We start from the raw sequence: 12,733 nt of genomic DNA on the forward strand, positions 1-12,733 counted from the left end.
TTTAATAAAAGTTTTGCAATAGCTTCTCAATATCTAATACAAGATTTTTTAATAAACCTAATTTTGTACGTATATCAATATAATAAAAATTCTTTGTACCTTCTTTTCTCATTAAAATAATGCCAGCTTCTCGTAAAATCTTAAGGTGATGTGATACTGCTGGACGGGAAAGGTGTGTTTGCTTCGTGATTTCTCCTACACGTAATCCTGTTTGACATTCCGTTTCCATTAGCACTAATAAAATAGCTTGACGTGTTTCATCACCAATTGCCAATAATACTTTTTGAGAATCAATAAAATCTTTTTTTATAATATTTAATTGTTCTTGTTTATTCATTTCAATCACTTTGCCTCCTGCTAATTAGTCGAAAGGTTTAAGATAACGAACCATTACTTCGATACGGTAATGCTACATGATTGTTGTATGAGGTGCAATATTGGGAAAGAAAATCGAGACGAATGAATTTTTTATTTTTGAAAATTATAGGGAGATAGAAAAGGGATTGGAAGGACTACATAACACAATAGATGAAGTTTTAAAAACAAAAAATGATGTAACAATAAAATAAGCGGTCGTAACCTTGTATAATCCATAAGGTTACGACCGTTTATAATGTTTGTATTATTTTTGATTTTTACGATAGAACATAGTTCAACGTAAAGTACGTTCTTTTGTTTTACACTTTCATACAGACACAATTCAGGTGGATTATAGATGTATGAAAAGGTAAAAGGGATTTTGGGGCGTAATCTATCTATATGATAATTCAAAATGAAATATAAGTCTATATTTTAATGTTTTTTTTGATTATATTTATGTCAATGAGCTCAGAACAATGATGTGGAGGGTAAATATATGAAATCGAATTATGTACCAGTTTTAATTGTTGGAGGGGGATTATCTGGGTTAGCGTCTGCGTTATTTCTTGCAAAACATAACATTGAGTACTTACTTATTGAAAGGCATCCGTCTACTGCCATTCATCCGAAAGCAGGCGGTCTTACTTTACGTACAATGGAGTTATTTCGAGAATTAGGCTTGGAACAAAGAATTAAATTGGCAGGTAAAGCATTAGAGAACTGCCGAGGAAGAATAGCGGTTCATACAATAGCTGAGGCGAATAAAGAAGAATTGGAACAAATGAGAGCGACGCAATACAGAAACGATGAAGAGTTACTTCAAAAAATAGAAAAGATTAGTCCATCAAAACAAACTGCATGTTATCAAATTATTTTAGAAGAGATGATGTTACAAGAAGCAAAAACGCTAGGCGGGCAACTATCTTTTTATCATGAATTAGTTTCATTTGAACAAAATGAAAACGGGGCAAAAGCAAAGATTCGAAATCGTGAAACAGAAAAAGAAAGTGTCATACATTGTGACTATGTAATTGCAGCGGATGGAGCGAAAAGTAAAATACGTGAGCAGTTAGGGATTAAAACTGAGGGGCGTGGAACCATTGGTGGCTATTATATGAATATTTATTTTGAAGCTGATTTAAGAGAGTTTATACAAGGAGACGCATTCGGTTTTTCGATGGTACTTCATCCGGAGGTTCTTGGTGCACTTATCCCAGTTGATAACGTAAAAAAATGGATTTATCATGTAGCCTACGATCCATTAAAAGGAGAGGGGCTAGAGGACTTCACTATAGAACGTTGTAAACAAATTATTCAAATAGCAATTGGAAGTACAAATGTTGAATCAAAAATATTAAGTGTTTTACCGTGGGAAGCGGCCGAAAGTACAGCGGTGAAATTTCAAGGAAATCGAACCTTTTTAGTTGGAGATTCAGCACATATTATGCCGCCAACAGGAGGATTTGGTTCAAATACAGGAATACAAGATGCGCATAACTTAGCTTGGAAATTAGCGGCTGTTATAAAAGGGAAGGCAAAACCAAAATTGTTAGAAACATATCATGAAGAGAGACACTCTGTTGCAAAATTAACGACAGCTTATGCAAGTAGTTTACTGTTTCGTGCTGCGAATAGAGAGGAAGGCAGTTTGAATAATATGGATGTTTTAGCTGTTACAGTTGGATATCAGTATTGTTCAGAGGCGATTATAGATAATTCAGTCACTCCACATAGAATGGATAGCATAGAGTTGAACGGGAGACCTGGAACGCGAGCGCCGCATTTATGGGGAACGTATGAAGGAAAGAAAGTTTCTACATTAGACTTATTCGGTAACAGTTTTGTATTACTTATAGGAGTAGAAAATAGTTCTTGGGCTGAGGCAGCACATGCTGTTTCAGCTAAATTAGGAATAAATATAAAAGGGTATCGTGTTGGCTTAAGTGGAGACTTTGTTGTTCCAGAAGATATTTTTAGCAAATTATATGGTATAGAGAATGGAGGTGCTGTATTAATTAGACCAGATGGCTTTATCGGATGGCGTTCGGAAAAAACGGTAGTAAATCCAGATATAGTATTGGAAGAGGTAATGAGAAATTTATTATGTGATTTTTAAGTAACTACAGAAATATTGTTTTATGTGCTTCACTGTACTGAAAAAAATATTCACAAATTTCAATAGGTTTGATATGATTAAATTCGACAAGTTAATAGAGGCCGGAGATATTTGAGAAAAGCCATAAATTTATTTAGGGATACAGGAGTGTATTCTAAATAATTTATGGCTTTTTTTATTGAATGAATTGTACAAAATAGAGAGTTACATGTGAAAAGGAGGACTATAGGAATTAAATAGGATAATACTAGTTTTCTATATTAATAATATAGATAAAGTATATTTGTAAGATTGGAATTTTAATATAGGTTTATAAAAATAATGAAAGTGTGTCTTCTATTTCGTGTAAATCTCATTAGCTTGTTGAAATTTGCAACGTAGGAAGGGTTAGAAGGATGAGAAAGATTATTAGCGTTTTAGTTATTTTCTTTATGACGGGAAGTATCTTTGCTGGGGGAGCTGTTCATGCGAAAGCAGAAGGGAAGCATGAATGGAATACGAATAAGTTTTTAAATATTGCACATCGCGGAGCAAGTGGACATGCACCTGAGCATACTTTTGCTTCTTATGATTTAGTGAAAAAAATGAAAGCGGATTATTTAGAGTTAGATATTCAATTAACAAAGGATGGCCAATTAATTGCAATGCATGATACAGCAGTTGATCGCACTACAAATGGAACAGGCGAAGTACGTGATAAAACGTTAAGCGAAATAAAGAGTTTAGATGCAGGAACGTGGTTTAATAAAGCGTATCCAGAAAAGGCTAAGCAAGAGTATGTTGGGCAAAAAGTTCCGACTCTTGAAGAAATCTTCCAAAAGTATGGAAGAAGCATGAAGTATTACATTGAAACAAAATCACCAGATGTGTATCCAGGAATGGAAGAGAAATTGTTAGCATTGTTAAATAAATATAATTTAGTAGGTCAAAACATGTCATCTAGCCGTGTTATGATTCAATCATTTAGTAAAGATAGTTTGAAAAAGATTCATAGTATGAATGAAAATATTCCGTTAGTTCAATTGCTTTGGTATTATCCAAATGAAAACAATGAAATTGTTGAATGGTCTGGCATTACACATGAACCGAAAAGTGTAACGAATGATGATTTTCAAGAAATTAAAAAGTATGCAGCTGGTATTGGACCAAACTTACGTAATGATAACGGAGAACTAATTATTGATGAATCATATATGAAAATAGCTAGGAAAAATGGACTGTTAATTCATCCTTATACAATTAATGAGAAACCAGATATGAGACTGTTAATCAAATGGGGTGCTACAGGAATGTTTACAAATTATCCGGATCGATTACATAGTGTATTGAAGGGGAAATAAGTGAAAAAGGGTATACCAGTGTTTTAGGTACACCCTTTTTAATTTAACTCCCCGATAAACAGAATCTCTTTTTCGTAGCATTCATCTTCATCATAAATAATTTCTTGAAAGCGAAGCGTTTCGAAGGAATGACAAACTGAAATTTCTAATTTCTCCCAAAAATCAATTTCATTTGAAAGAAGAATCCATTTTTGAAATTCACTATTTCTATTAAAAAAATTATGAAAGTAGTCCTCATTTTTAAATATAATGATTTGCGAACCCCACAAATTATTTATAGAAATTAAAACAACAACTCGATATGTATGTGTATCGCTCGGTTTCATATTTATTAAATGATTTGCTTGATTTAATAAGGTTTGAATACATAATCGCTTTACTTTTCTAGGTGTTTTACGAGAGTCGATAAAAGTTTGCGAAACTGGCAATAGCATATTCCAATATTCATCGTTATAGAAAATAGAAGGGAACGTTTTTGTATGTTCCTCAATTCGCTTTATTAAAGTGTTTGTTTTTCGTTTCATACCACGTATTTTCTTTTCACGCATTGTGAGTCATCTCCATAAATTTTTGTAATGCAGCAGAGTGATATATATCTTTTCTAGTAATAAAAGTAGTAGGAACTTTTTTGAAGCTATTTGGTAAAGGGTTGAATGATATGTCATGTTTATGATCATTTAAAATAGACTTCATCATAATTGCTATGCCCATACCTGATTTTATACATGCGAGTATCGCCTCAATTGTTCCGAACTCTAATACTCGCTTAGGTGAAATTCCTTCTTCTTGAAGCCAATCTTCTAATAAATTTCTATAATAGCACCCGCGACTAAATGCAAGTAAATTCATGTCTCCGATGTCTTTAAAGGAAGATAAAGGATTTTTGCTAATGAGAACTAATTCTTCTTCACGAAATATATTTGTATGAAGTTCAGTATGCTGAGTAGAGCCAGCTATAAACGCTCCGTCCAGTTTTCGTTCTAATACAAGCCTAATCAATTGTTCCGTCGTATTTGATTCTAAAATCAATTCGACTTTTGGGTATTTCTCATAATAGGCTGTTAATATAGATGGAAGTCTTACAGCGGTTGTAGATTCTGTACATCCAATTTTTAAAGTGCCTCTTGGTTCGATCCCATTACTTTGAACTGCTTTAACAGATTGATCTATTAAGTGGATAATTTGTTTGGCGTATGTTAATAAAATCTCACCGTTAGAAGTTAAAGTTACACCTTTTCCGTTTCGGTAAAATAAAGGCACACCTAATTCGTTTTCTAGTTGTTTCATACGCATTGTTACGCCAGACTGTACATAGTTTAAATTTTTCGCTGCGTGAGATATGTTTTTTTCTTTCGCAACTTCGTAAAATACAGTTAAATCTTTTATATCCAAGTATCATCCCTCCATAAAAGGTATCATTTTTTTTGATGGATTACATGATAAATCTTTATTTTATATGATATCAGAACTTTCATACAATGAAAGGGGGATGGAGGGATTATTGTGTTAATGGAAGAAAGGGTGAATAGTACTTATAAGTGGGTTATGTTAATTTTTGCGACAGTTGCTCAAACAACAGCGACACTTATAACGTATGGTGTTGGAGCGTTTGCTTTATTTTGGAAAGAAGAATATGCACTTACGAATACGGAGAGTGGATTGCTAGTAAGTGTTGTAAATATAGGACCGCTATTTTGTATGCTTTTTGTCGGGCGGCTACTTGATCAATACAATGAAAAGTTGTTAATTTCGATAAGCTCATTTTTACTAGGAGGTTCATTTTTACTGACTAATATGGTCAATGAATTTAATGGGTTACTCTTTGTACTTTTATTAGTAGGAACGTTTTATAGTGTTTCGCAGCCAGGAGGAAGTAAGGTGATAATAAAGTGGTTCCCAAAAGAAAATCGCGGGTTAGCAATGGGGATTAGACAAGCTGGTATACCGATTGGTGGCACGTTAGCGGGAGTATTGATCCCGTTTCTTACAATAAAATATAATATGGCTTATGCGGTAAATAGTATTACATGCATTTGTATAATTGGAGGGTTTTTATTTTTTATATTTTATAAGGAACCATATATTCAAGAGAAAGTTAAACAAGAACGTATTAAACTTTCTTTTTGGATGCAGTTAAAAGAAGTGATGTGTAAAAAAGAGTTGTATGCAATTTATATAACTGGCATTTGTATGATTTCATTGCAAATGGTGTTAGTTGCACACTTTATAAAATTTTTAGTATTGGAACAATCAATCACGCCAATTTTAGCTGGAAAAGTATTTTCCGTTATGTTCTTTTCTGGAATGGTTGGTAGGATTATATTAGCAGCTACTAGTGATTTGTTTTATAAGGGAAATCGGCGCACCCCTTTATTTATAACTGTTTGTATTTCTATTCTCTTCATTCTAATATTAGTAATGAGCATACATACAATAACGAATGTATTGTATGGTGTAAGTGCATTGTTAGGGTTCTTTTCGATTGGATGGTTTAGTCTTTTTATAACTGAAGTTGCAGAATCAGCAAGTGAAGAATCGGTAGGGATGACAGTGAGTTTTGCACTTACATTAAATCAAATTTCCATTATTGTTGCACCTGCTTTATTTGGTTATATTGTAGATAAGAAGGGATATACGTATGCGTGGTTATGCATAGTTGTATTACTAACTATTTCAGCGGTTAGCTTATATAGGAATTATAGAAAATAAAGGAATGTTAGCAATGTAAATTTTTTGTGAAGAAAGTCTAAAGAAATGTTGAATGAGCGACATTTCTTTTTTTATTTGTTGTATAATCAAAATGTAAATGAGATTCGTTTTCAATTTCGTTCATTACCTCTTTTGAAATTACCTGTAATTTTAGCCATAATTAGCTGTTTTTCTTTATCGTTATTTGCATGATTTATTTTATTTAAAAATTTTTCAGCATCATTTCCTTTTAATATCATAATTTGTTTTCCGTAATATTCAATTAATATCATGTTGTTTTTTATTATCCGATAATGAAACATCTTATCATCTAAACGGTTGCGTTTATCGGTGTTTTTCATATTACATCTCCATTCTTTTTAGTATGTAACAAATGTTACAAAAGAATTTGAAATTATAGTGTAATGCATCCGATTGTATGTTGGAAATTTTGCTAGAAAGAAATACAATAGAGAGTAGTCAAAATTGAAAATGAGAAAAAGGAATCTAGTTTTAACATAGTGAATATTAAATAATATTATAATATACTTGATAATTAAAAGATATAAAATAGAATGGATGTACGTTAAGTGAAACTAGATAAAAGAGGGTTCCTAGTATGTTAAAGAAATGGTTAATCGTTTTCTTTATTTTTGCTGTTTTTTGTGGAAGTGTTGTTACACTAATACATGCAAATAAAGGAAAAAAATATGATGTAAAGGCATTTTCAAATGTAAATAGTAAGCAAAAAGATGTTAAGCAGGAAGTTGATGCGAATGCGAAAAAGCGTTATGAAATTGCAGCTGGAAAACTAGATCAGTACTTAAAAGATAAAGGATTTAATGGGAGTGTTCTTGTAGCAAGTAAAGATCATGTCATTTTACGAAAAGGGTACGGTTATGCGAATGTGAAAGATCAAGTATTAACAACTCCAAGAACGAAATATCGCATTGGGTCTATTACGAAAACAGTTGTTGCAATATCTATTATGCAACTAAAAGAAAAAGGGAAGTTGAACATTGAAGACAATGTAAATAAATATATCCCATCGTTTCCGGCAGATAAAAACATTACGTTACGAAATTTGTTAACACATACGTCTGGATTACCAGAACAGGGACAAGGTAGTGTTGACGCAGCATCACGGTTAAAATTAGTAACGTGGATTGGGGCACAAACGTTACAATTTCCAGCAGGGACAGGATGGAAATATACAGATTATAATTATATGGTGCTTGCATATATTGTAGAAAAAATATCGAATAAACCACTTGCTGAATATGTGAAAGAAAATATTTTGACTCCTGTTGAAATGCATGAATCTGGAATGGGCGCAACACTTCCAGAGGATATTTTCTTAGCAGAAGGGTATACGAAAAAAGATAATAAGTTAATAGCCACGCCTCGCTTAAAAATGAACTGGCTGTATGGTTGTGGTGAAATGTATACGACTGTTGAAGATATGAAAAAGTTAGATGAAGCTATTATGGATGGTAAACTACTTTCTAAACAAAGTGTATCAGATATGTTTTCTGCATCACCTGCAAGAAAATATGGATTTAGTTTCTATATTTACCCAGATTATTATCATAACCACGGTGTATTAGCTGGCTGGAACACTTTTAATAATTTTAACTGGGATAAACGAACGTTTGTCATATTATTTTCTAACGTCCAAAATGGTATGAATGATGCATTTAATCAAGAATTTAGGAAAATGGCGAATGATTTAATAGAAGGAAAGGGAATATAAAAAAGAGCCTCTAGCGAGAGGCTCTTTTTTATAGAGCTGAAAACTCCTCAACAAGTTGAGTGAATTGTTTCAATGCACTTTCAATCGGTTCTGGCGTAGTTAAATCAACACCAGCTTTTTTCAATAAGTTTAGTGGATAGTCAGAACTTCCGCCTTTAAGGAATTCAATATAATGTTTTTGAGCATTTGGATCGCCGCTTAATAGTTTATCAGCGATTTGAATGGCAGATGCGAATCCAGTTGCATATTTGTATACGTAAAACGGGCGATAGAAATGAGGGATTCTAGCCCATCCGTATTTTACTTCTTCATCAAATACAAGTGAATCACCGTTATATTCTTTAAATAGCTTTTCATAAATTTCACTGAAGACTTGGGCATTTAATGGTTTACCTTGCTCAGCCATTTCATGTGTGATTTTTTCAAATTCTGCAAACATGATTTGTGTAAAGAAAGTACCTTTAAATTTCTCAATAAAATGGTTAACTAAATGGTTACGCACGTTCGTTTCTTTTGCTTCTTTTAATAAATAGTGAATTAATAACACTTCATTTACTGTAGAAGCGACTTCTGCGACAAAGATAGAATAATGTGCAGAAATTCTTGGTTGGTATCCATGTGAATAGTGCGTATGCATACCGTGCCCGCATTCATGAGTAAGAGTGAACAGGCTGTTTAAATCATCGTGATGATTTAAAAGAATGAAAGGATGAACACCGTATACACCAAAGTTATAAGCACCAGAACGTTTTCCTGGTGTTTCTCTTACGTCTATATATCGTTTATCTTTAAAACTTTTTAATGTCTCAATATATTCTTCTCCTAAAGGAGCTAGTGATGCAATCATAATGTCAAATGCTTCACTATATGGAATGTCTTGTTTTGCACCCTCTACTAAATCGACGCCTAGGTCGTATTGTCTTAGTTCATCTACGTTTAATTTTTCTTTTCGAATTTCATTGTATGTATGTAATGTTTGAATATTTTTTTTCGTTGTATCAATTAGGTTTTCATATACTTCTTTCGGAACCATATCGCCAAATAATGATTTCTCTAACGCCGATGGATAGTGTCTTAGCTTCGAAACAGTAACATTATTTTTAATAGCAGCGGATAAAGTAGATGCGATGGAATTCTTTAACTGAACATATGGTTTGTAATATGCTTTATAAGCTTCTTTACGCTTTTCACGATTCGTATCTTCTATTAATTTTGCATACATTCCGCGTGTTAAGTTCACTTTCTCTCCATCGTCAGTCGTCACTTCACCAAATAATATATCTGCATTGTTTAACATACCAAATGTGTGCTGTGGAGAAGAAAGAGCTTCACCCATCTGTGATAAAATTTCTTCTTGGTCCTTATTCAATACGTGTTTTTTATAACGGTATAATTCAAACAAGTCTTCTTTATAATATTGTAAGCCTTCTGTTTCTTCTATGTAAGAATGTAATGTGCTTTCGTCTATGCTAAGTAAGAAGGGGGAAAAGAAAGATTTAGTTGCACTTACTTTCACGTGTAATTGTGATACTTTATCGACAAGAGATTGCGCGTCAGTATCGCGTGTATCAAGGTCAGATTGTAATCGTGCATAAGCGAACATTAAAGATATTATGCTAGAAATTTCTTCACTCTTCGTTAAATAAGCTAATAAACTATTACCATCGTGAATATTGCCATTAAACTCGTGTAATTCCTTCGTTAATACTTCAATTTTATGAAAATCACTTTCCCAATCTTCAATTGTATGGTAAATGTCTGTTAAATCCCATTTTTCTATATCAGCTACTTGTAATCGATCTTTAAGTTCTGTCATAATCATTTCCTTTCTAAACATGTAGTTATATTTCTATATAACTATGAAATACAACAAATTGCAAAAAATCCCTGCTGAAAATTGAAAAGCCTTGCTAAAATAACAAGGTTTACATACTTATAGTGTAATTCCGAATTTTGAATGTAAAAGGTTTGTATATTGCATGTCTGTAACGGTTTCTTTCGTTTTTTTACCATTTTTCGCTACTGTAAGGCTATCTTTCGTTAAAGAGGCATGCCCATCTTCAGTTAGTTTTACAATAAGAGGTACTTTATTAAAGGGTGATCCTTCATGTTCAACGATAATTTTTTGTGCTGTATTTGCTTTTTTTTTATCCACTTCTTCTATATAAAATGCATAGCCTAACGTCCAATCATCAGCAGAAGATTGATCCAAAAACTCATTGTTTTTACGCATCTCTAAAATGTAGTTTCCCTTTTCGGTCATTTCTTTACGAATACGATAATCTCCTGTAACAGAGTGAATGACTTCACCTGAGAAAGGGACAGGTGCAAGAGGTAAGTATGATCCGAATCCTACTTCAATTAAATAAAGTTCATTATGATGTGTTAAAACGGTTGCGATATGGCCAGAATCAACAGCCCATATGGAGTTTGCAGCGTTATAAACTGTTCCTGAAACGAGATGAACATCAAATCCAGCGTCTTTAAGGAAGTAATACATAGTAGGATTGAGTTCATAACAAAGACCGCCACGGTTATTTACTAAAATTTTCTCTTTCAAATTTTCTTTTGATATTTCTTTAAAATTCTTTTCGAGAATATTTAAGTTTTCAAAAGGAACAGTTTGTGCCATTGCGTACATAATGTTAGATAAATCTTCAAATGAAACCGTGTCTTTTTCTTCTATATGTAATCGTGCGAAAAATTGTTTTTGAAAGTCTGTCATAGAAATCCCTCCGCTATGCTTTTATAGGTAAATTGTAAACAATCTTGAATAGAATGTGAAATTAAAATTACGTTGAATATTTGAAGTGAGACTAAAAATAATGTGGGAGAGTGAGAGATTGCTACTTTACTAACGATGGAACGAATATTATAATAATTCTGATAAACTATGCAAACGCTTTCTTAAGAAGGGATGGAATACAGATGTTTAAAAGAATAACAATAGTCGGATTGTCAGTTGTTATGTTATTACCTAGTATATATGGGGAGAGTAAAGCATATGCAGATACAGTTAACAATGGAACGTTAATGCAGTATTTTGAGTGGTACGCTCCGAATGATGGGAATCATTGGAATCGTTTGCGTGCTGATGCTGAAAATTTAGCGGAAAAAGGAATTACATCTGTTTGGATACCACCTGCATATAAAGGAACTACGCAAAATGACGTAGGATATGGAGCATATGATTTATATGATTTGGGGGAATTCAATCAAAAGGGAACAGTGCGGACGAAATATGGGACGAAAGCACAATTGAAATCTGCCATTGACGCTTTACATAAGAAAAACATCGATGTATACGGTGATGTAGTTATGAATCATAAAGGTGGGGCTGATTATACGGAAACTATCACAGCAGTTGAGGTAGACCCGAGCAATCGAAATGTTGAAGTATCAGGTGATTATGAAATTAGTGCTTGGACAGGCTTTAACTTTCCAGGGCGTGGAGATTCTTATTCTAATTTCAAATGGAAATGGTATCATTTTGACGGAACAGATTGGGATGAAGGAAAGAAATTAAACCGAATTTATAAATTTAGGGGCATAGGTAAAGCGTGGGACTGGGAAGTGTCTAGCGAGAATGGGAATTATGATTATTTGATGTACGCGGATCTTGATTTTGATCATCCAGATGTTGCGAATGAAATGAAAAAATGGGGAACGTGGTATGCGAAGGAATTAAATTTAGATGGCTTTCGTTTAGATGCTGTTAAACATATTGATCATGAATATTTGCGCGATTGGGTAAATCATGTTAGACAGCAAACGGGGAAAGACATGTTTACAGTAGCTGAATATTGGCAAAATGATATCCAGACTTTAAATAATTATTTAGCGAAGGGCAATTATAATCAATCTGTGTTCGATGCGCCACTTCATTATAATTTTCATTATGCTTCAACAGGAAATGGAAATTATGATATGAGAAATATTTTAAAAGGAACGGTAGTTGCGAATCATCCTACACTTGCGGTTACTCTAGTTGAAAATCATGATTCACAGCCTGGTCAGTCATTGGAATCTGTAGTGAGCCCTTGGTTCAAACCGTTGGCATATGCATTTATTTTAACGCGTGCAGAGGGATATCCTTCTGTTTTCTATGGTGATTACTATGGTACAAAAGGAAATAGTAACTATGAAATTCCAGCGTTAAAGGACAAAATTGATCCGATTTTGACGGCACGAAAAAACTTTGCATATGGTACGCAGCGTGATTATTTTGATCATCCAGATGTGATTGGCTGGACAAGAGAAGGTGATAGTGTGCATGCTAATTCTGGTTTAGCAACGATAATCTCTGATGGACCAGGAGGGGCAAAGTGGATGGATGTTGGAAAGAATAACATAGGGGAAGTATGGTACGATATTACGGGTAATCAAACAAATACTGTAACAATTAATAAGGACGGGTGGGGGCAGTTCCAAGTAAGTGGAGGATCAGTTTCCATATATGTTCAGCAGTAATTTTGT

12 protein-coding genes are annotated in these 12,733 nt (G+C 33.4%); 6 read left to right on the top strand and 6 right to left on the bottom strand.

Annotated features, from left to right (window positions below):
- Position 1: 1 nt before the first annotated feature.
- Positions 2-346 (bottom strand): ArsR/SmtB family transcription factor, encoded by a 345-nt coding sequence (locus N2V92_RS17640; protein ID WP_000571870.1) that lies wholly within the window; start codon positions 344-346, stop codon positions 2-4.
- Between the two features lie 91 nt (positions 347-437).
- Here N2V92_RS17640 and N2V92_RS17645 point away from each other — a divergent pair, with 91 nt between their 5' ends.
- From N2V92_RS17645 to N2V92_RS17655, 3 genes are all read left to right on the top strand, one after another.
- Positions 438-569, top strand: coding sequence for a hypothetical protein (locus N2V92_RS17645; protein ID WP_000516656.1), 132 nt, complete (start codon positions 438-440; stop codon positions 567-569).
- Between the two features lie 287 nt (positions 570-856).
- On the top strand, positions 857-2,476 hold the full coding sequence (locus N2V92_RS17650; protein ID WP_000841682.1) for an FAD-dependent oxidoreductase: 1,620 nt from the start codon (positions 857-859) through the stop codon (positions 2,474-2,476).
- 395 nt (positions 2,477-2,871) lie between these two features.
- Positions 2,872-3,816, top strand: a complete 945-nt coding sequence (locus tag N2V92_RS17655; protein ID WP_001226347.1) for a glycerophosphodiester phosphodiesterase — start codon at positions 2,872-2,874, stop codon at positions 3,814-3,816.
- A 38-nt stretch (positions 3,817-3,854) separates the two neighbouring features.
- On the opposite strand, the gene N2V92_RS17660 is transcribed toward N2V92_RS17655, so the two are convergent.
- Positions 3,855-4,364, bottom strand: a complete 510-nt coding sequence (locus N2V92_RS17660) for a DUF3916 domain-containing protein (protein ID WP_001208326.1) — start codon at positions 4,362-4,364, stop codon at positions 3,855-3,857.
- Positions 4,357-5,208, bottom strand: coding sequence for a LysR family transcriptional regulator (locus N2V92_RS17665; protein ID WP_000351676.1), 852 nt, complete (start codon positions 5,206-5,208; stop codon positions 4,357-4,359). The genes N2V92_RS17660 and N2V92_RS17665 overlap by 8 nt, the downstream gene beginning before the upstream one ends.
- Positions 5,209-5,325: 117 nt before the next feature.
- On the opposite strand from N2V92_RS17665, the gene N2V92_RS17670 reads away from it, so the two are divergent.
- Positions 5,326-6,525: an MFS transporter gene (locus N2V92_RS17670; protein ID WP_003279283.1), complete on the top strand. Its 1,200-nt coding sequence runs from the start codon at positions 5,326-5,328 to the stop codon at positions 6,523-6,525.
- A gap of 110 nt (positions 6,526-6,635) precedes the next feature.
- On the opposite strand, the gene N2V92_RS17675 is transcribed toward N2V92_RS17670, so the two are convergent.
- On the bottom strand, positions 6,636-6,866 hold the full coding sequence (locus N2V92_RS17675; protein ID WP_000798785.1) for a hypothetical protein: 231 nt from the start codon (positions 6,864-6,866) through the stop codon (positions 6,636-6,638).
- Positions 6,867-7,123: 257 nt separating this feature from the next.
- Between N2V92_RS17675 and N2V92_RS17680 the strand changes: the two genes are divergently transcribed.
- On the top strand, positions 7,124-8,257 hold the full coding sequence (locus tag N2V92_RS17680) for a serine hydrolase domain-containing protein (protein WP_000915207.1): 1,134 nt from the start codon (positions 7,124-7,126) through the stop codon (positions 8,255-8,257).
- A gap of 28 nt (positions 8,258-8,285) precedes the next feature.
- Here N2V92_RS17680 and pepF read toward each other — a convergent pair whose 3' ends face one another.
- Both pepF and N2V92_RS17690 read right to left on the bottom strand, forming a co-directional pair.
- Positions 8,286-10,073, bottom strand: coding sequence for an oligoendopeptidase F (gene pepF, locus N2V92_RS17685; protein WP_016077421.1), 1,788 nt, complete (start codon positions 10,071-10,073; stop codon positions 8,286-8,288).
- Between the two features lie 117 nt (positions 10,074-10,190).
- Entirely contained in the window at positions 10,191-10,982 is a 792-nt protein-coding gene (locus N2V92_RS17690; RefSeq protein WP_042598409.1) for an arylamine N-acetyltransferase family protein, read from the bottom strand.
- Positions 10,983-11,185: 203 nt separating this feature from the next.
- Here N2V92_RS17690 and amyS point away from each other — a divergent pair, with 203 nt between their 5' ends.
- Positions 11,186-12,727, top strand: coding sequence for an alpha-amylase (gene amyS, locus N2V92_RS17695; RefSeq protein WP_042598408.1), 1,542 nt, complete (start codon positions 11,186-11,188; stop codon positions 12,725-12,727).
- Positions 12,728-12,733 lie beyond the last annotated feature (6 nt).

The sequence above is a fragment of the Bacillus sp. CH_48 genome (assembly GCF_038008465.1).
Classification (GTDB): Bacteria; Bacillota; Bacilli; order Bacillales; family Bacillaceae_G; genus Bacillus_A; species Bacillus_A thuringiensis_S.

Bases quoted from the DNA above. Each gene is read 5' to 3' on its own strand.
- N2V92_RS17650 (WP_000841682.1), top strand. From the start codon at position 857: ATGAAATCGAATTATGTACCAGTTTTAATTGTTGGAGGGGGATTATCT.
- N2V92_RS17655 (WP_001226347.1), top strand. From the start codon at position 2,872: ATGAGAAAGATTATTAGCGTTTTAGTTATTTTCTTTATGACGGGAAGT.
- N2V92_RS17660 (WP_001208326.1), bottom strand. From the start codon at position 4,364: ATGCGTGAAAAGAAAATACGTGGTATGAAACGAAAAACAAACACTTTA.
- N2V92_RS17670 (WP_003279283.1), top strand. From the start codon at position 5,326: ATGGAAGAAAGGGTGAATAGTACTTATAAGTGGGTTATGTTAATTTTT.
- N2V92_RS17675 (WP_000798785.1), bottom strand. From the start codon at position 6,866: ATGAAAAACACCGATAAACGCAACCGTTTAGATGATAAGATGTTTCAT.
- N2V92_RS17680 (WP_000915207.1), top strand. From the start codon at position 7,124: ATGTTAAAGAAATGGTTAATCGTTTTCTTTATTTTTGCTGTTTTTTGT.
- pepF (WP_016077421.1), bottom strand. From the start codon at position 10,073: ATGACAGAACTTAAAGATCGATTACAAGTAGCTGATATAGAAAAATGG.
- N2V92_RS17690 (WP_042598409.1), bottom strand. From the start codon at position 10,982: ATGACAGACTTTCAAAAACAATTTTTCGCACGATTACATATAGAAGAA.
- amyS (WP_042598408.1), top strand. From the start codon at position 11,186: ATGTTTAAAAGAATAACAATAGTCGGATTGTCAGTTGTTATGTTATTA.